The sequence below is a fragment of the Bradyrhizobium sp. USDA 3240 genome (assembly GCF_054063295.1).
The window spans coordinates 3,394,077-3,413,537 of the sequence record NZ_JBSSGD010000002.1 but is presented as its reverse complement, the minus strand read 5'-3'; the positions used below and the strand labels follow the sequence as shown (position 1 = coordinate 3,413,537).

The window sequence follows — 19,461 nt, the reverse complement described above, 5'->3', positions numbered from 1 at the left end:
CATGCGGCTGTGCCGCCTGCCGGGTACGCAGCCTCAGGTCGTCCCGCTCGACGTTCTGCACCCGGACCAATCAAGGTTTCCCATCTCGTGCCCTTTCCGACCACAAGTTCGCCGCTCGCCCGCGCCCTGGCTGAGCGCAACTACGAACAGCCGACCCCCGTCCAGCTTGCCGTGCTCGCGGACGACGCCGTTGACCGTGATCTGCTTGTTTCGGCCCAAACCGGCTCAGGCAAGACCGTTGCCTACGGATTGGCCATGGCAAAGGACCTGCTCGACGGCGCCGAGCGGTTCGAGCCGGCGGCCGCGCCGCTGGCGCTGATCGTCGCGCCGACCCGCGAGCTCGCCTTGCAGGTTCAGCGCGAGCTCGCATGGCTCTATGAACACGCGGACGGTCGCGTCGTCTCCTGCGTCGGCGGCATGGACCCGCGCCGCGAGCAGCGCGAGCTTGCCGCAGGCGCCCACATCGTGGTCGGCACGCCCGGCCGGTTGTGCGACCATTTGCGGCGCGGCCGTCTCGATATTTCGGGCTTGCGGGTCGTCGTTCTCGACGAGGCCGATGAGATGCTCAATCTCGGCTTCCGCGAGGACATGGAGTTCATTCTCGAGACCACGCCGGACACCCGCCGCACCTTGCTGTTCTCGGCGACGTTTCCGCGCGGCATCGTCGCGCTGGCCAAGCAGTATCAGCAACAGGCGTTCCGGATCGAGGTCGCGGGCGACGAGGGCGGCCACGCCGATATCGAGTACCGTGCCATCCGGGTGGCCGCCGACGATGTCGAGCACGCGGTCGTCAACGTGCTGCGCTTCCATGAGGCGCCGAGCGCGCTGGTGTTTTGCAACACGCGAGAAGCCGTCAGGCATTTGCAGGCGGCGCTGCTCGAGCGCGGGTTCTCGGTGGCCTCGCTGTCAGGCGAAATGACCCAGAACGAGCGCACCCAGGCGCTGCAGGCGTTGCGCGACGGACGGTCCAGGGTTTGTGTCGCGACCGACGTGGCGGCGCGCGGCATCGACCTGCCGAGCCTCGATCTCGTCATTCATGCCGATCTGCCGAAAGACCCGGAGGTCATGCAGCATCGCTCGGGCCGCACCGGCCGCGCCGGCCGCAAGGGTGTCAGCATCCTGCTGGTCCCGCCGGCACGGCGGCGCCGCGCCGAATTGCTGCTGAATCTGGCTGGCATCGATGTGGTCTGGGGTTCTGCGCCGCAGGCGGACGAGATCCGCAAGCTCGACCATGACCGCCTGATGCAGGATGCGGTGTTCTCCGAGGAGACGACCTCCGACGACCTGGCGCTCGCGCAAGCCTTGCTTGCCGAACGGTCGCCCGAGGCGATCGCCGCGGCGCTGGCCCAGTTCTATCGCGCGCGGCTGCCTGCGCCTGAAGACATTCTCGATCCCGGCGAGGGACGCGGCCGCGAGCGCGACGATCGCCGCGGCGAGCGCACCTCGCGCCGCGAGGATCGTCCGGCCGGGCCGCGATCGAAGGCCGGCAAGGCTTCCCCGCGTCACGGCATGGAGGAGGCTACCGTCTGGTTCCGCGCCTCCATCGGACGCAGGAAGAATGCCGAAGCCCGCTGGCTGTTGCCGATGATCTGCCGCCGCGGCGGCATCGACAAGCACGACATCGGCGCCATCAAGATCTCGGATACGACCACCGAGTTCGAGATCGCCGCGCGGGTCGCGGATTCCTTCGCGGTCAAGATCAAGCGTCCGGACAAGGAAGACACCATCCGCATCGAGCCGCTGGCGGACGCTCCGCAGCGCCAGGCACCCTCGGACAAGCCGGCGCGCAAGCCCAGGCACGAGCCCAGGCACGATCCTTGGCGCGACAAGGATGACGGCGGCCACAGCGCACCGCGCCGCGACGAACCGCGTGACGAGGTGGCTGCAAAGCGACGCGGCAAGCCGGACCGCGAGGCGAGAGCATTTTCGAGCGAAGGCGCGGGCCGTTCGCGTGAAGACTATGCGCCAAGACAGGAACCGAGAGCCGCGTTCCGATCCGACCGGGATGGCAAAGGCGCGAAGCCGAAATTCGACAGCGAGCCAGGGTTCGGCAAGAAAAAGAAGAATCGGAACAAGCCCGGCCAGGCCGGACACTGGCCGGACGTGTCGGCTTCGAAACCGAAGTTCGGCAAGAAGCCAAAGAAGAAGCACCGCGGCTGAGTTGGCGTCAGCGGCGTTCAGAATGCCGATGTATGAGTTTCGACGCCGCAGCAAACTCAGTGTCGTCCCGGCGAAGGCCGGGACCCATTACGCCGAATGCTCGTTGTTGCGCGACGCTGCGGCAACAATCCCGTTTACAATCACATGCGGTGGTTATGGGTCCCGGCCTTCGCCGGGACGACGCAGTGGATGTGGCGTGACATCGGCTTCGTCATGACGATGAACCGCGAGAGCAGTGCATGTACAGCTCCCTACGCCACCAGCGCGATCTTCGGCACGGTGGCGAGCACCGACTGGTTGCGGCCGTTGGCCTTGGCGGCGTAGAGCGCCTTGTCGGCGGCTTCGATCAGGTCGGACCATTGCTGGCCTGCGAGCGGCCGCATGCTGGCGACGCCGACGCTCACCGTCGTGATCAGCTCGCCCTCGCACCATTGCTGGACCTTGCCGCGGATGGTCTCCGCCAGTTTGAAGGCCTCGAGCGCGGTCATGTTGGGCAGCAGCACGGCGAACTCCTCGCCACCGAAGCGTGCCGGGCAATCGCCGGCGCGGCGCACCGCGTCCGAGATGCAGATCGCGATTCCGACCAGCACCTGGTCGCCGGCCTGGTGTCCGTAGGTGTCGTTGTAGGCCTTGAAATGATCGGCATCGATCATCAGCAGTGCGACCGGCTGGCCGTAGCGGCCGGCACGGCGCCATTCGCGGTCGATCTCGGCATCGAACTTGCGCCGGTTCTTCAGGCCGGTGAGGGCGTCGGTGGTCGCGAGCTCCTCAAGCTTGTCCTCGGCGTCGGCGCGGCGGACGATCTCGCGGGCGAGCACCAGCGTCGCGCTGAGCACGAACAGCACCAGAAAGGCCATGATCGCGCCGATCCTGATCGCCTCGGTGCGCCATAGATTGAAGACGGCTTCGAGCGGCTTGCCGACCACGACGTAAAGCGGCCCGCTGCTGCTGCGCCTGACATAGAGCCGCGGCGTGTCGTCGACCGGACCCTTGCCGGAGAACGCGCCGCCTACCTTCAGGTTCTCGGATCGCCAGTCCAGCTGCTCGGCGAGGTTCTTGCCGATCACGTCGAGATCGAACGGCGTCCGCATGATGATGGTGCGGTCGTTGCGCAGCACCGTGATGGTGTCGCCCGGGGTGAGGTTCAGCCGCCCGAACAGATCGTGGAAGTAGCTGAAGCGGATCGAGCCGACCACGACGCCGAGAAAGCGGCCGTCCTCGCCGGCAATGCGCCGGCTCAGCACGATGGCGTAGGCGCCGCGATGCAGCATCGGTCGGCTGACATACAGCCCGGTGTCGGGATGGTCGCGCTGGATGGCGAAATACTCCTCGTCGCTGCGGTTCTCCGGCTGCGGATCGAGGCTCGCCGCGTCGATGGTCAGATTGCCCTTGGTGTCGAACACCTGGATCGCGCCGAAATGCTTTGCGGTCGCGGCGTGATCGAACAGGATCAGCTGGCGCAGTTCCTTGCTGACGCCGCGGATCTCCGGCATTTCCAGATTGCTGGCGACCGCGCGCAGCGACAGGTCGTAGAGTTCGATGTTGCGGCTGATGTCGGCCTCGATGCCTGACGCCAGATTCTCCAGGGTGCGGCGGGCCAGCTGTTCCTCGCCGCGGCGCATGTCGAACATCACGCCGGCGCAGACCGCGGAGAAGCCGACGACGGTCGCAACGGATGCAGCGATCAGCAGCTTAGCCGATAGCCGCCAGCGCCGCCTTGCGTCGTTTCCCCGTCGAAATGGCATGTCCCGCTCCAAAGCGCCGTCATGCAACGGGAAATCTTGTTGTCGCCTTAAATGGCGACAGCGGCCGCTGAATGGGTTAACGGGTGGTTGCCGGGACCTGATTTTTTGTCATCGAGGATGTTGTGAACGACTACGACGCGCTGCGGGACTATCTGAAGAAGCAGCATTTGCCCGAATTCGTGCTGACCTTCGAGGAGATCGAGGCGATCATCGATGCGGCGCTGCCGCGCGCCGCGCACCGGGCGTCGTGGTGGGAAACCCTGCGCAGCCCGCAGGAGAAGATGCCGCAGCGCGAAGCCTGCCTCGACGCCGGCTACATCGCCACGCGCCAGGCCGACGGCAAGAGCGTCAGGTTCAAGCGCATGCCCAATCGTCGTCCCGGCGAACGCCGGGACCCATAACCACAGGGCATTGTTGTTACGAAGGCAACTGGCCCCAGCGCGTCATGGATGGGCCGCGGCGTATGGGTCCTGGCTCCCGTGCGCAATTGCGCACGAGGCCGGGACGACAAGATCTAGCTCGCGGCTTCCAGCCGTTCCTCGGTGAGGAGGCGCGTCGCGGCGTCGGCGTCCATCGGCTCGCCGAAGGCAAAGCCCTGCGCGTATTCGCAGCCGAGCTGGTAGAGCTCGACGGCGTCCGAATCCGTCTCGGCGCCTTCCGCGACCACTTCCATGCCGAGATCGTGCGCCAGCGCGATGATCGATTTCAGGATCACCGGGCGGGTGCCGCGGCTGGTGGTGCGGACGAACGACTGGTCGATCTTGATGGTGTCGAACGGGAAGCGCTGCAGATAGGACAGCGAGGAATGTCCGGTGCCGAAATCGTCGAGCGACAGCCCGGTGCCGAGCTCGCGGATCCGCGCCAGCATCTGGGCGGCGTGCTCCGGGTTCTCCATGACCAGCGATTCCGTCAGCTCCAGCTTCAGCGTGCCGCGCGCCACCGAGGAGCGCGACAGCACGGTGCGGATATCGTGGATCAGATCGTGGCGCAGCAATTGCCGTGACGACACGTTGACCGACGCGAAGATCGGCTCGCGCGCGCGCATCGCACGCTGCCACACCGCGAGCTGGCGCGCGGTCTGGTCCATCACGAACATGCCGAGATCGACGATCAGGCCGGTTTCCTCGGCGACGTTGATGAACTCCGACGGCGACATCCGGCCGAGCTTGGGATGGTCCCAGCGCACCAGCGCCTCGAAGCCCGCGATCGCCCGATCTTCCAGCCGCACGATCGGCTGGTACAGGATCGTGAGCTCCTGGCGCTCGATGGCGCGGCGCAGGTCGCTCTCGAGCGTCAGGCGGTCGGTCTTCCGTGCCCGCATCGCCGGCTTGTAGACGTCGATGCGGTCGCCGCCGATCCGCTTCGAGTGATACATCGCAAGCTCGGCGTCCTTGATGATCTCGTCGGTGAGCGGCGCCGCCGGATCGGACAGCGCAAGGCCGATCGACGCGGTCAGGAAGATCTCGCGGTCGTTGAACGCGATCGGGGCGCGGATGGTCTTGCGGATGGTCTCGGCGAAGTTGGTGATCCGCGCCGGGTCCTGCTCCGACAGCAGGATCAGACCGAACTGATCGCCGGCCATCCGCGCCAGCGTGTCCTGCGGCTTGAGGATGCGTGTGAGACGGCGCGCCAGCGTCAGCAGAATGGAATCACCAACTGCAATGCCGACGGAGTCGTTGACCTGCTTGAAGCGGTCGAGATCGATCACCATCAAGGTTGGCCGCAGGTTCGGCATGGTCTTGGCCAGGTTAGCAACCGCACCGAGGCGATCCATGAACAGCCGGCGGTTCGGCAGCCCGGTCAGATTGTCATGCACCGAGTCGTGCAGCATCCGCTCTTCGGAGTTCTTGAACTCGGTGACGTCGGTCAGGGTGCCGACCACGCGCGAGACCTCGCCGTCGGAGCCGACCACCGGCCGCGCCTTCAGCGCGAACCACATGAAATGGCCGTCGGGCGTGCGCAGCCGGAAATCCTGCACCAGGCGGCCGCGGCGCTGGTCGAGCACGCTGTCGAGTGCGGCGCGGAAGCGGTCCTGGTCGAGCGGGTGCAGCACTTCGAGCCATTTCGCCGCCGGACCCTCCAGCGTGCCGCGCTTGAGGCCGAGCAGCGCCTCGGTCTCCGGGCTGGTGAACACCTTGTCGGCGGAGACGTCCCAGTCCCAGATCAGATCGCCGGAGCCGGTCAGCGCCAGCGCGCGGCGCTCGACATCGGAGACGACGCCGGTGGTGGCGCCGCCGCCGGCGAAGGCGTGCTGCATCACCGTAAATCCGATCAGCATCACGATCAGCACCAGGCCGCCGAGCAGTGCCGGGCCGACGATGTCGTTGGTCACGGAACCCGCGACCGTCATGCCGGCCGCGACCACCCAGACCACCAGCAGGAACCAGGTCGGGATCAACAGTACCGCGCGGTCGAAGCCGTGGGTCGAGAGATAGACGATCAGTGCGAAGCCGGCGAAGGCGATCATCACCAGCGACATCCGCGCGATGCCGGAGGCGACCGCGGGGTCGAACAGCGCCAGCGCCACCAGCGAGCCGAGGAAGACGAGCCAGCCGATCGTGATGTGCGAGTAGCGCACATGCCAGCGACTGAGATTGAGGTAGGCGAACAGGAACACGAGCAGTGTCGCCGCGAGGATCGCCTCGCCCGCCGCGCGCCAGACGCGCTCGGCGTTGTTCGACATGTCGAGCACCTTGCCCCAGAAGCCGAAGTCGACGCCGATATAGACCAGCACCGCCCAGGCCAGCGCCGCCGCGGCGGGGAACATGATGCTGCCCTTGACCACAAACAAGATCGTGAGCACGAGCGCGAGCAGGCCCGAGATGCCGATCACGATGCCCTGGTACAACGTGAACGAGTTGACCTTGTCCTTGTAGGCGTCGGGTTCCCAGAGATAGAGCTGCGGCAGCTTGTCGGTGCGCAGTTCCGCGACATAGGTGACGACAGCGCCGGGATCGAGCGTGATGCGGAACACGTCGGCGGTCGGGCTCTCCTGCCGCTCGGGTCGATCGCCGACCGACGGTGTGATGGTGGCGATGCGCGACAGGCCGAGGTCCGGCCACAACAGGCCTGATGACACGATGCGGTAGTGCGGCGCGACGATCAGGCGGTCGAGCTGGTCGTCGGTGTTGTTGGCGAGTGCGAACACCACCCAGTTCTGGCCGCCTTCGCGGGCGCGAACTTCGATGCGGCGCACGATGCCGTCGGTTCCGGGTGCGGTGGAGACTTGGATGCGGTCGGCTTCGCTGCGCTGATGGCCGAGAACCGCGGTGAGGTCGATCGCCGGCGCATCGCTGCGCACGCTGACCGCGTCGATCGCATACGCGTCAGGCGCAGCGGCAAACATCATGAGGCCCAGCGCCAGCAGCGCAAGGCACCTGATCAGACGCAATGTCAGTACTCCGCGATCGACAAACTGCCCGGGCCCGGCGACCGGCCCGGAGGTGGCGCGATAAATGACACGAAAGCGAAGGGAATCAAAGGGTTTCCGCCCCTGCTTCCGCTGCGAGAGTTAAACCACCAACACAATTTTGCCAATATGTTCGCTGGTCTCCATGCGCCGGTGCGCGTCGGCGGCCTTTTCCAGCGGGAATGTGCTGTCCATCAGCGGTTTGACGCGGCCCTCGCGCAGCAACGGCAGCACCTTCGCCTCGATTGCTGCGACCATCGCCGCCTTGTCCGCATTACTACGGGGGCGCAGGGTCGAGCCGGTGTGGTGCAGCCGCTTGACCATCAGCTTGGCGAAATTGGCTGTGGCCTTCGGTGTTCCCGACAGGAACGCGATCTGGACGATGCGGCCCTCGACCGCGGCGGCGTCATAGTTCCGGTCGATATAGTCGCCGCCCACCATGTCGAGGATGACATCGGCGCCGTTGCCGCCGGTCGCCTGCTTCACGGCCTCGACGAAATCCTCGGTCTTGTAGTTGACCGCGCGATCGGCGCCGAGCTTGAGGCAGGCGTCGGCCTTGTCCTGCGAGCCGACGGTGACGATCACCTTGGCGCCGAATGCCTTGGCAAGCTGGATCGCCATCGTGCCGATGCCCGACGAGCCGCCGTGGATCAGCAGCGTCTCGCCGGCCTTGAGCGCGCCGCGCTCGAACACATTGTGCCACACGGTCATCAGCGTTTCCGGAATTGCGCCGGCTTCCTGCATCGACAACGAGGGCGGCACGGTCATCGCCTGCGCGTCCTGCGCGATGCAATATTGCGCGTAGCCGCCACCGGCGACCAGCGACATCACCTTGTCGCCGATCTTGTGCTTGGCGCCGTCGCCGAGCGCGACCACTTCGCCCGCGATCTCGAGGCCGGGCAGATCGCTCGCGCCGGGCGGCGGCGGATAGGAGCCGGAGCGCTGCGCGACGTCAGGGCGATTGACGCCGGCGGCCGCGACCTTGACCAGGATTTCGCCGGGACCCGGCACCGGCAGCGCGCGGGTCTCCGGCACCAGCACCTCCGGGCCACCTGGCTTGCTGATGGCAACGACGGTCATTTGCGCGGGCAGGTTTGGCATGGTTCGTCCCTGGTCGGTGAAGTGGATTGGCTCGTGGCATACCGCCTTTTGCAACGAAGCGAAACGCCATTAAGCCCCAAACCGCCTGGTCAGATGGTCGGCTTTTTCGGGGCTGATCTTCTCGACCAGCGGGCCGAGCTTCGCGACCGGCGTGCCGGCACCACGATCCAGCAGCGGGATGAGTGGGCCATTGGGCCAGGACGGGATCACATCGTCGCGACCGAGCGCGCCAAGCACGCGCGCCGCGAGATCAGGCACGATGCTCCACGCCAGCGTGGCGCAGAGCGCGACAAGATTCAAGCCCGTGCGGGTGATGATCGCGGCGCGTGCCGGATCGGACTTGATCGCCGTCCATGGTGCTGCGTGTTGCAGGTAAGCATTCGCGGTGTCCCAGATCGCGCGGGTCGCAGCTGCCGCCGCACGAAACTCCAGCGCCGTGTGATGGCGGTGCAGTGCTGCGATGCGCTGCTCCAGATCAAGCGCGAGTTGCCGCTCGGCCTCACCGGGTACACCACCATCCGGTATTCGGCCGTCGAAGGCGCGGTGCGCAAAGCTGATGATGCGGTTGGCAAGATTGCCGAAGATATCGGCGAGATCCTTGTTCACATCGGCAACGAATCTTGGTGACGGCAAAATCGGCGTCGGCGCTTTCGGGCGCGTTGGCGATCAGCCACCAGCGCCAGAGATCAGCCGGCAATTCCTCCAGCGCCGCGTCGGTGAAGATGCCGCGCTTCCGGCTGGTCGAGAACTTGCCGCCCTCGTAGTTGAGCCAGTGGAATCCCTTGATCACATCGGCGGTCTTCCACGGCTCGCCGGAGCCGATCAGCGTCGCCGGAAAGCTCACGGTGTGGAACGGGATGTTGTCCTTGCCGAGAAACTGGATGTAGCTGACGTCATTGGCCTGCCACCACCATTGCCGCCAGTCGCGGCCGGGCGCTGCCGCGGCCCATTCCTGTGTCGCCGCGATATAGCCGATCGGCGCATCGAACCAGACATAGAACACCTTGCCGTCAAAACCCTCGCGCGGCACCGCGATGCCCCAGGCAAGGTCGCGCGTGATGCAGCGGTCGCGCAGCTCGGTATTGAGCCAGCCCTTCGCGGTCGACACCACGAAGGGCGGCCAGCCGGAGCGGCTATCGATCCAGGCGCCGATCTTCTCGACAAGCTGCGACTGGCGCAGGAACAGATGACGGCTGTCGCGGATCTCGAGCGCGCGGTCGCCTGACAGCGCCGAGCGCAGGTCAATCAGCTCCGGCGGGTCGAGCAGCGTGCCGCACTGGTCGCATTGATCGCCGCGCGCCGATCCATCGCCGCAATGCGGGCAGGTGCCGAGCACGTAGCGGTCGGGCAGGAAGCGCCGGTCGGCCGGCGACCATACCTGCCGCGAGGTGCGCGCCTCGATCAGCCCGGCTGCGTCGAGCCGGCGATAGAAGTGCTGCGTCAGCGCGTGATTGTGCGGCGCGCTGGTGCGCCCGAAATGATCGAAGGACAGACCGAAGCGCCGGTAGATGTCGGCCTGGACCGCGTGCTGCGCGTCGCAGAACGCCCGGACGTCCTGCCCGGCCTCGATGGCGCCGAGCTCGGCCGGCGTGCCGTGCTCGTCGGTCGCGCAGATGAAGAGCACGTCGTCACCGGTCTGCCGGCGGAAGCGGGCGTGGACGTCGGCGGGCAGCAGCGAGCCGATCAGATTGCCGAGATGCTTGACGCCGTTCACGTAAGGAAGGGCGCTGGTGATGAGAATTTTGGTCATGGGTTAGGGTCTTTCGCGTTCGGTGATGCCGACCCCAGATCGGAAAAATCAAAAGCCCTCCCGCGTGATCGGAAGGGCTTGGGGTCGGCTCATGCCTGGCGCGCAGGCGCACTATCCCGTCCGGTCAGACTCCTTGCGGTCGGGCCGGGGCATTCGCGTCAGATGTTGCGCGCACACGAAAGTCACTGCAAAATTCTCCTGCACAACGACATTTACCAGCTCTGGACGCCAGGCGCCAGATCATGATCGCGGGGAGGACACATGCCGATTGAGGATGAGGACCGGCCGCGGAAGAAGATCACCCACGAGATCGGACAGGATCTCTCGCTGCTGTCGGTCGAGGAATTGACCGAGCGCATCGCGCTGCTCACGACCGAAGTCGATCGCCTGAAAGAGGCGATGACGAAGAAGCGCGCGTCGAAGGACGCCGCGAACGCGTTCTTCAAGTCGTAGGTCTTCGACATCAGACCACGTCGTCCCGGACAAGCGAGCAAAGCGAGCGCGATCCGGGACCCATAACCACCGCTGTTCATCGTCGCGTACGGCTGGGGCCACAGCTGCGCGCAACGTGGGGGTTGGTGGTTATGGGTCCCGGCCCCGTGCGCAATTGCGCACTAGGCCGGGACGACTCATGGGAATCAACGCGGACCTGTCCCAAACTAGGTCAATGGCCGACATGGCAAACAAAGCCTGAAGAAATCCGTTCATTTACGATCGGTTAAGCTTTCTCGATTATGACTGGATTGTCCTCGTTTGGACACCGAGTGGCTCCTGTCCACTCTGTTTGACGCCTCCCTGTTATCAACTTCAAAAGCCGCCGGAAACGGCGGCTCTTTTTTGTGCGTCCTATCCGTTGGAAACCATAAATCCGGTTGCGGCTGGACTCTGCGGCGCGCCCGCGCAATGATTTGTTCATCATAAGCTGGCGCGTCAGATGCCAGTGGGCGTTACGATGGTGTGAGGGCGTTAACCATGGCGGATCGTTCCCAGAACGAAGCCGGGCTTGTGCTGTTCAGTGAACGGCTGACCAATTCTGCGGCATTTGGCGTGCTGTTCCGGGAAGGCATGGACCTGGTCGAGCAGACCGCCGCCTATCTCGACGGCGACGGCCGTGCCGAGGCCAAGGCGCTGGAACGCTCCGTCAGCCTGACCTATGCCACCGAGAGCATGCGCCTGACCACGCGGCTGATGCAGCTCGCGTCCTGGCTGCTGCTGCATCGCGCGGTCAAGGAAGGCGAGATGACGCTGACCCAGGCCAATCGCGAGAAGACCAAGGTGAAGCTGTCGGCCGCCGATCCCGGCCCGGTCGACATGGTGACCAAGCTGCCGGAGCAATTGCAGCAGCTGATCGCCCGCTCGATGGATCTGCAGGCGCGCGTCCGCCGCCTCGACACCACGATCCACGCGCCGGCGCCGGATCGCTCGTCGATCGGCAATCCGCTGGTGCCGCAGCTGAACCGGCTCAAGGCCGCGTTCGAGCAGTAAGATACGAACAGTCAGCTCAGTGTGAAGCCTCAGTGCGGCGTGGCTTGGCCCGCCGCTGTGACGTGTGCTGATCGATCACGCGTCGCAGCCGTATCGCGGCTGCTTCCAGCTCCTCCGGTTCGAAGCCGCCGAAGCCGAGCATCAGGCCTGACCGCGGCGCGCGGTAATACATCGGTGAAATCGGCCGCACGACGATGCCGCCCGCAAGTGCGGCCTTCGCCAGTTGCACATCGTCGAAGCCTTGCGGCATCCACAGCAACAGATGCATGCCCTGGTCGCTTGGCTGCAGCGTGAAATCATCAGGCATGTGGCGCGCAAGCGCCGAGATCAGTGTCGCGCGGCGCGCGGCGTAGACGCCGCGGATGCGCCTGATATGCGCCTCGAACAATCCCTCGCGCATGTACGCCGCCAGCACATGCTGGTCGGCGGTCGGTGAATGCCGATCGAGCAGCGCCCGCGCGCCGGCGAAGGCGTCGATCAGCGGCAGCGGCGCCACGACGTAGCCGAGCCGCAGCGAGGGAAACAGCACCTTGCTCAGCGTGCCCAGATAAATCACCCGCGACGGCGCGAGGCCTTGCATCGACGGGAACGGATGACCCGCATAGCGCAGCTCGCTGTCGTAATCGTCCTCGACGATCCACGCATTGCTTCGCTGCGCCCACGCCACCAGCGCGTTGCGGCGGGCCATGCTCAAGGGCATGCCGAGCGGATATTGATGCGAGGGCGTCACGAAAGCTGCGCGCGCATCCGGACACGCGGCAACCGCCGCATCGACGTCGATGCCCTGTGCATCGACTGCAACACGCGTGGTGACGAGATCGAGATCGTCGAGCACGGCCGTCATGCCGGGATAGGCCGGATCCTCAGTCCACACCCGATCGCCCGCCGACAGCAGCACGCGGCCGGCGAGGTAGAGGCCCTGCTGCGTGCCGGCCGTGATCACGACCTGCTCGGGCTCGCAATGCACCGCGCGGGATTTGCGCACGTAGTCGGCGATCGCCTGCCGCAGCTCCATCAGGCCGCGCGGATCGCCATAGCTTGCCGGCGCTGCGGCGCGCGACGCACGCACGCGGTTGCCGAGGCGGCGCCAGTTGTCGTCAGGCGCGACCGCGCCTCCGGGGACCGCGATCGCAAACGGGACTTCGGGCATCGGCGTGAAAGCCGCCACCACCTTGGCAAGCCGCATCGCACGCGGCGGCAACGCGATCGGCGCAGGCTTGTTCGGGCTGCGGCCGGCCGGCGGGTGGGGTGGCCGTGCTTGCTCCGCAAGCGTCGGCGCCACGCGGGTGCCGGCGCCGACCTGCGATTCCAGATAGCCCTCGGCCTGCAATTGCTCGAAGGCTTCCGTCACCGTGCCGCGCGCCACCTCGAGCGAGGCCGACAGCGCGCGGGTCGACGGCAGATACTCCCCGGCCTTCAGCTCGCCATTGGCGATGGCGGCGCGCAGCGCCCGCGCGATCTGCCGCCCGACCTGCCCGGCGGCGCGGTCGACCGTCCGCAGCGAGGGGATGCTGATGGTGGCGCGCAGGCGGGGCATAGTGGACCAGTCATTGTGATCGAAAGTGGCTCTTATCATAGGCCACTTCAGCGCTATTGTGTGAGCAACAATTCAATGAGGTCTTCGATGTACTTGCCGCCGCATTTCAAGATGGATGAGCTCGGCCCGATCCACGCCGCGATGCGGGCCTCGAAGCTCGCGACACTGGTCACCGCAACCGCGGACGGGCTGATCGGAACGCCACTGCCGCTGATCCTCAATGAAGACGAGGGCGATTACGGCACGCTGTACGGTCACGTCGCGCGGCCCAATCCGCAATGGAAGCTGCCTGCCGTGGGCGAAGCGATGGCGATCTTCACCGGACCCGACGCCTATGTGACGCCGTCCTGGTATGTGACCAAGGCCGAGCACGGCAAGGTGGTGCCGACCTGGAACTACCTCGCCGTGCACGCCTATGGCTTCGCCGAGTTCTTCGAGGATCCGGACCGGCTGCTCGACGTCGTGACGCGACTGACCCGCTTGCACGAGAGTACGCGCAAGGAAGTCTGGCAGGTCAGCGATGCGCCTGACGATTTCATCAAGGCGCAGCTGCGCGGCATCGTCGGCTTCCGGATGCCGATCACCCGGATCGACGCCAAGAAGAAGATGAGCCAGAACCGCAAGCTCGAGGATCGCGCCGGTGTCATCGCGGGCCTCGGCGCCAGCGACAATCCCGTCGACCGCGAGGTCGCGGCGATGATTCCGGCGAACTGACGTGCTCCAAGCCAGTCATTGCGAGGAGCGACGGCGACGAAGCAATCCATCCATCTGCGTATGCGGGCAGATGGATTGCTTCGCTTCGCTCGCAATGACGGCGGAGGAAGTTGCGCTCGCTTAGCCCCTTCAGAGATTGACGCCCACACATGGAACTGTACCTCGCCTTCGCCATCACGACCGCAACCTTCGCGCTGATCCCGGGGCCGGCCATGCTGTACGCCGCGGCCCGCACCCTGGCGGGCGGCCGGCGTGCGGGGCTGATGGCGTCGCTCGGGCTGCATCTCGGCGGCTACGTTCACGTCGTCGCAGCGGCCGCCGGCCTTGCGCTGCTGTTTCATGCGGTGCCGCCGCTATTCATGGCGATGAAGCTTGCCGGTGCGGCCTATCTGATCTGGCTCGGACTGTCGCTGTTTCGCGATCGCGGCACCGCCAAGCGTCCCGAGTTGGCGCCGCTCTCCGCGGAGCGCGCGTTCGCGCAAAGCATCGTCGTCGAGGTGCTCAATCCGAAGACCGCGATCTTCTTCCTGGCGTTCCTGCCGCAATTCGTCGATGCGTCGGCTAGCCTGCCGGTCTGGGCCCAGCTGTTTCTGCTCGGCACGACAGTCAATTTGACGTTCTCGGCGGTCGATATCGTCTGCGTGTTCTTTGCCAGCGCCGTGATGGCGAAGCTGCAGCGCTCCCGGAGGTCACAGCGGATCATGCAGCGGATCGGCGGCAGCATCCTGGTCGCGCTCGGCGCGCGGCTCGCCTTTGGGGATCGCTAGGGTCACGGCGGTCCAACTGGCAGTGCCCGCCTCGCGCGCGTGTTTGCGCAGGACGACGATTGAGGTGTACGCGGCGCCACACACTCAATGTCGTCCTGGCGAAGGCCAGGACCCATTACGCCAATCCTCAATTGTTGCGCGCGCTGGGGCCGCGATGCCGTTCATCACCGAATGCGGTGGTTATGGGTCCTGGCCTTTGCCAGGACGACGCATGGAGAGAGCCGCGCGCTCGTCCGTCCGGCCGATCCGGAGCAGCCCGAAAACAAAAACGCCCCCGAAACGGAGGCGTTTTGCATTTGATCGCTGGGTAATCCCGAAGCGGACTTTAGTCCTTCTTGAGGAAGCCCGAAAACTTCTTCTGGAAGCGCGAGACACGGCCGCCGCGGTCCATCAGCTGCTGGCTGCCGCCGGTCCAGGCCGGGTGCGACTTGGGGTCGATGTCGAGGTTCAGCGTGTCGCCTTCCTTGCCCCAGGTCGAGCGGGTCAGGTACTCGGTGCCGTCGGTCATGACGACCTTAATCGTATGATAATTCGGATGAATATCGGCTTTCATGACAGTTCCTTCGGCGCGCCAGCGCCCGTCTCAAGATGTATTGGATACGGGATTTGGGCGGCTCTATAACCCATGGTGCCGCCCAAAACAAGCCAAGAAAGGGCTTAAGCCCATCACCGGATTGGGACTTTACCGGATTTGCCAGCCGGGGGTCCGGGGGCCTATGTGGGGGGCGATAGAACCGGTCTAGATAATGAGTGTAGCCGAACAGCTTGAGACCCCTCGCGGCACCCCCGAGCCGCCGCGCGACGCGTTGCTCGATGAGGAAGCCTTCATCGAGAGCCAGATCATGGAGCCGGCGAAGAGCCGTGCCCGCTTGCGGCCTTTGCTTGCGCTCGCGCCCTATGTGGCGCGCTACAAGGGACGCGCGATCCTCGCGCTGATCTCGCTGACGATCGCGGCGATCACCACGCTGATCGTGCCGGTCGCGGTGCGGCGGATGATCGACCTCGGCTTCACGCCCGAAGGCATCGCGATGATCAACAGCTATTTCAGCGTGATGATCGCGGTCGTCGCCGTGCTCGCCTGTGCCAGCGCCTCGCGCTACTACCTCGTGATGACGATCGGTGAGCGCATCGTCGCCGATCTCCGGCGCGACGTGTTCGCGCATCTGATTTCGCTGTCGCCCTCGTTCTTCGATTCGGCACGAAGCGGCGAGCTGGTGTCGCGGCTCACCGCCGACACCACGCAGATCAAGTCCGCGGTCGGTGCCTCTGTGTCGATCGCGCTGCGCAATCTGATGCTGTTCTTCGGCGCTGCCACGATGATGGTGATCACGAGCCCGCGGCTCTCCGGCTTCGTGCTGCTCGCGATTCCGATGATCGTGATTCCGCTGGTCGCGTTCGGCCGCTGGGTGCGGCGGCTGTCGCGCAACGCCCAGGACACGCTGGCCGATGCCAGCGCCTATGCGAGCGAGCTGGTCAATGCGATCCGCACCGTGCAGGCCTATACCGGTGAGCGGCTCGCCCGGACGCGCTTTGCCAGCGAGGTCGAGCAGGCCTATGAAGCCGCGCGCAGCTCGACCAAGGCGCGTGCGGTGCTGACGCTGATCGTCATCTTCATCGTGTTCGCCAGCGTCGTCGTGATTTTGTGGGTCGGCTCGCACGACGTGCTGATCGGCGCCATCAGCCCCGGCCGGCTCGGCCAGTTCATTCTCTACACGGCCTTCGCCGCGAGCGGCCTCGGCCAGCTCAGCGAGGTCTGGGGCGAGGTCTCGGCCGCATCGGGCGCCGCCGAACGGCTGTTCGAGATCTTGCGCGTCAGGCCGCAGATCGCAGCTCCCGCTTCGCCGCGCGCACTGCCGCAGCCTGCGCGCGGCGATGTCGGTTTCGACAATGTTAGCTTCGCCTATCCGACCCGGCCCAATGCGCTGGCGGTCGACGGCGTGTCGCTGAAGGTCGGCTCGGGCGAGAAGGTCGCGATCGTCGGCCCGTCCGGCGCCGGCAAGAGCACGCTGTTCCATTTGCTGCTGCGCTTCTACGATCCGAAATCGGGCATCATCTCGCTCGACGGCGTGCCGATTCGGCAGGCCGATCCGGCCGAGGTGCGCGCGCGGGTCGCGCTGGTGCCGCAGGATTCCGTGGTGTTCGCCGCGAGCGCCCGCGACAACATCCGGTTCGGCCGGCCCGATGCCACTGACGCCGAGGTCGAGCGCGCCGCCGATCTGGCGCATGCCACTGAATTCCTGCGCCGGCTGCCTGAAGGCTTCGACGCCCAGCTCGGCGAGCGCGGCGTAACGCTGTCCGGCGGCCAGCGCCAGCGCATCGCGATCGCGCGCGCGATCCTGCGCGATGCGCCGCTGCTGCTGCTCGACGAGGCCACCTCGGCGCTCGACGCCGAGAGCGAGACGCTGGTGCAGACCGCGCTGGAGGAACTGATGCGTCATCGCACCACGCTGGTGATCGCGCATCGCCTGGCCACCGTGCTGTCCTGCGACCGCATCCTTGTGATGGACCAGGGCCGGATCGTCGAGCAGGGCACCCACGCCGAGCTGGTGGCGGCCAACGGCCTCTACGCGCGGCTGGCGCGGCTGCAATTCGAGGGGATTTGAGCGTATTCGGACTCCGTGCGCTCCGCCTATGCGATTCCTATGCGATCGCGCGCGCGCTCCTCTCGAAAACCTATTCCCGCGCAAGGATAGTCGCGCCGCGTCTGACCTCCCTCGACGGCCGAAGGAGCATCGGCGCGCGGGGTGTTCGACTGATGCGCGAGAATGCGACCGAACCGGAGAGCAAGCTGTTCCGGACCTGGCAGCTTGCCGTGCTGCGCTTCGCGGTGACGCTCGACGACGACGATCGGATGCACGCGCTCGGCGCGGCCGGCGAGGTCGACCGGCTGGGTGGCGCGGCCGATGACGGCTTCCACTTCTTCCGCCGGACGACCGCGGAGCTGTGCGCGGCGATCTCCAGTCGGGGGGCGGACCAGGACGCCATTATCCAGCGATTCCTGGCACAGATCGACAATGTCAGGCTCAAGCGCGCGGTCGAAGCGGCGATCGCCAGGGACCGCATGCCGCCGAAACTCGTGGCGAGCCGCGTCAAGCCCGGTGCCGATCTCTGGCGGGGCCTGCCTTCGCGACGTCCAACCGGAACGTAGGGAGGTCTCTCTGCAATCGCCATCACGGCGCGGCGGATATTCCGTCACAGCATGTCGCCACAACCGTGGCCCGGCTTGCTGCGATCAGTGCGATGCGCTTCTCTGTGCTCGAAAAGAGACCGGTCGGTGTCGGACAATGCGGGGAGTGGTGAGATGGGTGGTTTGGTGATCAGCGGCGGCCGGGTGGTGGATCCGGCCAGCGGGATGGACGCGATCGGCGACATCGCGGTTGTCGACGGCAAGATCGCCGCGGTCGGCACCGGGCTCGGCGGCGCCGAGCGGCAGATCGATGCCACCGGACTCGTGGTCGCGCCGGGCTTCATCGACCTGCACGCGCACGGCCAGACCATTCCGGCCGATCGCATGCAGGCGTTCGACGGGGTGACGACATCGCTCGACCTCGAGGCCGGCGTGCTGCCGGTGGCATCCTGGTACAAGCGCCAGGCCGAGAAGGGGCGGGTGCTGAACTACGGCGCCGCGGCCAACTGGGCGTTCGCGCGGATCGGCGCGATGACCGGCTCGAATTCGGAAAGCTCGCTGGAATCGTTCGGCGCAGCGATGCGCGATCGCCGCTGGATCGAGAACGTGGCGACCGAGGGCGAGGTCGGCGGTATCCTCGCGCGCCTTGCCAACGCCCTGAATGAGGGTGGCATCGGCATCGGTATTCTCAACGCCTATGCGCCGGGCGCCGGCGTGCAGGAACTGACTGCGGTGTGCCAGCTCGCGGCCAATCATGCGGTGCCGACCTTCACCCATGTCGCCTACATGTCCCGCATCGATCCCGAGAGCGCGGCCGAGGCCTATATCCGCCTGATCGGCTATGCCGGCGCGACCGGCGCGCACATGCACATCTGTCACTTCAACTCGTCGAGCAAGACGGACATCGAGCGCTGTGTGGCGCTGATCGCCAAGGCGCAGGCGCAGGGCCTGCCGATCACGGTGGAGGCCTATCCCTACGGCACCGGCTCCACCGTGCTGGCGGCGACCTTCTTCAGCGATCCCCAGTTCGAGGAGCGCAACGGCCTCGGCTATGATTCGGTGCAGCGCGTGACCGACGGTCACCGCTTCGGCAGCCGCGAGGAGTTGCTGGCCGCGCAGGCCGCGGAACCCTCGACGCTGGTGCTGTGGCATGTGCTCGATATCGAGAACAATCAGCATCATCGCGACCTGCTCGACATGGCGGTGCTGTATCCGGGCGGTGCGATCGCGTCCGACGCGATGCCGTGGACGCTGTCGGATGGCCGCCCCTACACCGGCGACGCCTGGCCGCTGCCTGACGATGCCACCTCGCATCCGCGTTCGGCCGGCTGCTTCACCCGCTTCATCCGCGAATGGGTGCGCGAGCGTCGGAAGGTGTCGCTGCTCGAGGGCATCCGCAAATGCGCGCTGATCCCGGCGGAAATCCTGTCCGCGAGCACGCCGGCAATGCGTGCCAAGGGCAGGCTGCAGGCGGGCGCCGACGCTGACGTCGTGGTGTTCGACTTCGAGACGCTCAGCGATCGCGCGACCTTCTCCGCGATGAACCGCCCGGCGGAAGGCGTGCGGCATCTCGTGGTCAGCGGCCAGCCGCTGATCAACGATGGGGTGCTTGACGTCGCCGCACGGCCGGGCCGGCCGGTGCGCCGGCCGATTGCCGGAGGCTGAG

General features: G+C 66.2%; 16 protein-coding genes. 9 read left to right on the top strand and 7 right to left on the bottom strand.

Annotated elements, in window-relative coordinates; translation table 11 throughout:
• The first annotated feature begins 87 nt into the window (after positions 1-87).
• On the top strand, positions 88-2,160 hold the full coding sequence (locus ACVIGA_RS16840) for a DEAD/DEAH box helicase (RefSeq protein ID WP_456667236.1): 2,073 nt from the start codon (positions 88-90) through the stop codon (positions 2,158-2,160).
• A 251-nt stretch (positions 2,161-2,411) separates the two neighbouring features.
• Here the strand turns inward: ACVIGA_RS16840 and ACVIGA_RS16835 are convergent, their stop codons facing one another.
• On the bottom strand, positions 2,412-3,905 hold the full coding sequence (locus tag ACVIGA_RS16835) for a sensor domain-containing diguanylate cyclase (protein ID WP_456667235.1): 1,494 nt from the start codon (positions 3,903-3,905) through the stop codon (positions 2,412-2,414).
• A gap of 122 nt (positions 3,906-4,027) precedes the next feature.
• Here ACVIGA_RS16835 and ACVIGA_RS16830 point away from each other — a divergent pair, with 122 nt between their 5' ends.
• Positions 4,028-4,306: a DUF7662 domain-containing protein gene (locus ACVIGA_RS16830; protein ID WP_456667234.1), complete on the top strand. Its 279-nt coding sequence runs from the start codon at positions 4,028-4,030 to the stop codon at positions 4,304-4,306.
• Between the two features lie 113 nt (positions 4,307-4,419).
• On the opposite strand, the gene ACVIGA_RS16825 is transcribed toward ACVIGA_RS16830, so the two are convergent.
• The 4 genes from ACVIGA_RS16825 to metG form a co-directional block, all read right to left on the bottom strand.
• The gene (locus tag ACVIGA_RS16825; RefSeq protein WP_456667233.1) at positions 4,420-7,296 is read right to left on the bottom strand and encodes an EAL domain-containing protein; all 2,877 of its coding nucleotides are present in this window, start codon (positions 7,294-7,296) and stop codon (positions 4,420-4,422) included.
• Between the two features lie 120 nt (positions 7,297-7,416).
• Positions 7,417-8,415, bottom strand: coding sequence for an NAD(P)H-quinone oxidoreductase (locus ACVIGA_RS16820; protein ID WP_456667232.1), 999 nt, complete (start codon positions 8,413-8,415; stop codon positions 7,417-7,419).
• 69 nt (positions 8,416-8,484) lie between these two features.
• Positions 8,485-9,021, bottom strand: coding sequence for a hypothetical protein (locus ACVIGA_RS16815; RefSeq protein WP_456667231.1), 537 nt, complete (start codon positions 9,019-9,021; stop codon positions 8,485-8,487).
• Positions 8,915-10,165 (bottom strand): methionine--tRNA ligase, encoded by a 1,251-nt coding sequence (gene metG, locus ACVIGA_RS16810; RefSeq protein WP_456667230.1) that lies wholly within the window; start codon positions 10,163-10,165, stop codon positions 8,915-8,917. The genes ACVIGA_RS16815 and metG overlap by 107 nt, the downstream gene beginning before the upstream one ends.
• Positions 10,166-10,426: 261 nt before the next feature.
• Here metG and ACVIGA_RS16805 point away from each other — a divergent pair, with 261 nt between their 5' ends.
• Positions 10,427-10,618, top strand: a complete 192-nt coding sequence (locus ACVIGA_RS16805) for a DUF1192 domain-containing protein (RefSeq protein ID WP_223974305.1) — start codon at positions 10,427-10,429, stop codon at positions 10,616-10,618.
• Positions 10,619-11,137: 519 nt separating this feature from the next.
• Entirely contained in the window at positions 11,138-11,650 is a 513-nt protein-coding gene (rcdA, locus tag ACVIGA_RS16800) for a protease adaptor protein RcdA (protein ID WP_092123179.1), read from the top strand.
• Positions 11,651-11,666: 16 nt separating this feature from the next.
• Here the strand turns inward: rcdA and pdxR are convergent, their stop codons facing one another.
• Positions 11,667-13,187: a MocR-like pyridoxine biosynthesis transcription factor PdxR gene (gene pdxR / locus ACVIGA_RS16795; RefSeq protein ID WP_456667229.1), complete on the bottom strand. Its 1,521-nt coding sequence runs from the start codon at positions 13,185-13,187 to the stop codon at positions 11,667-11,669.
• Between the two features lie 87 nt (positions 13,188-13,274).
• Between pdxR and ACVIGA_RS16790 the strand changes: the two genes are divergently transcribed.
• Together ACVIGA_RS16790 and ACVIGA_RS16785 are read left to right on the top strand one after the other, a co-directional pair.
• Positions 13,275-13,901 carry an FMN-binding negative transcriptional regulator gene (locus ACVIGA_RS16790; protein ID WP_456667228.1) on the top strand — a complete coding sequence of 209 codons (627 nt, stop codon included), beginning with the start codon at positions 13,275-13,277 and terminating at the stop codon, positions 13,899-13,901.
• Between the two features lie 149 nt (positions 13,902-14,050).
• Complete coding sequence (locus tag ACVIGA_RS16785) at positions 14,051-14,668, top strand: LysE family translocator (protein ID WP_456667227.1); 618 nt, start codon at positions 14,051-14,053, stop codon at positions 14,666-14,668.
• 325 nt (positions 14,669-14,993) lie between these two features.
• Here the strand turns inward: ACVIGA_RS16785 and rpmE are convergent, their stop codons facing one another.
• On the bottom strand, positions 14,994-15,221 hold the full coding sequence (gene rpmE / locus ACVIGA_RS16780) for a 50S ribosomal protein L31 (RefSeq protein WP_223974299.1): 228 nt from the start codon (positions 15,219-15,221) through the stop codon (positions 14,994-14,996).
• Between the two features lie 193 nt (positions 15,222-15,414).
• Here rpmE and ACVIGA_RS16775 point away from each other — a divergent pair, with 193 nt between their 5' ends.
• The 3 genes from ACVIGA_RS16775 to ACVIGA_RS16765 all read left to right on the top strand — a co-directional run bounded on the left by ACVIGA_RS16775 (position 15,415) and on the right by ACVIGA_RS16765 (position 19,460).
• Positions 15,415-17,271: an ABC transporter ATP-binding protein/permease gene (locus tag ACVIGA_RS16775; protein WP_456667226.1), complete on the top strand. Its 1,857-nt coding sequence runs from the start codon at positions 15,415-15,417 to the stop codon at positions 17,269-17,271.
• A 152-nt stretch (positions 17,272-17,423) separates the two neighbouring features.
• Positions 17,424-17,816 carry a hypothetical protein gene (locus tag ACVIGA_RS16770; RefSeq protein WP_456667225.1) on the top strand — a complete coding sequence of 131 codons (393 nt, stop codon included), beginning with the start codon at positions 17,424-17,426 and terminating at the stop codon, positions 17,814-17,816.
• Between the two features lie 153 nt (positions 17,817-17,969).
• Positions 17,970-19,460, top strand: coding sequence for an amidohydrolase family protein (locus tag ACVIGA_RS16765; RefSeq protein ID WP_456667224.1), 1,491 nt, complete (start codon positions 17,970-17,972; stop codon positions 19,458-19,460).
• Position 19,461 lies beyond the last annotated feature (1 nt).